We start from the raw sequence: 454 nt of genomic DNA on the forward strand, positions 1-454 counted from the left end.
CCGGGATGGCTACGCGCTCGCGTTCAGTCTTTCGAGGAAGAGGAAGCGGCGTATGTTGTAAACGATATTGGCGAGCCCGATCCTCATGGTGGCTCGCGTTATGCCCACGGTCCGGACGAACAGACCCATCTGTGATTTCTGATCGGCAAAGACATGCTCGACACGCGACCGGATCACCGACTTCCCAGCGTTGGACCGCTGGATGTGGCGTGGCATAGGCTTGAGATGCGGCTTTTTCCTGTGGATTTTCGAGACGAACCCGTGTCGGTCCATGAAATCCTCATTGGCTTTCGAGCGATACGCCGTGTCTGCCCAGACGCCTGAGGGCGTATTGGCTTTATCCAACAGCCCCTCTCTTAATCGCGCACCATCACTGGCGGCGGCATCCGTCGCTTTCCATTTTCGGATGAACCGGAACTTCCGGTCGATGGAGACGTGGGATTTGTAGCCAAAG

General features: G+C 56.8%; 1 protein-coding gene. It reads right to left on the reverse strand.

The features are described from left to right. Positions 1-9: 9 nt before the first annotated feature. Positions 10-454 (reverse strand): transposase (locus tag ACWNRM_RS15185; RefSeq protein WP_485171512.1); only part of this gene is annotated, 445 nt, incomplete at its 5' end.

The sequence above is a fragment of the Asaia sp. A2 genome (assembly GCF_057319415.1).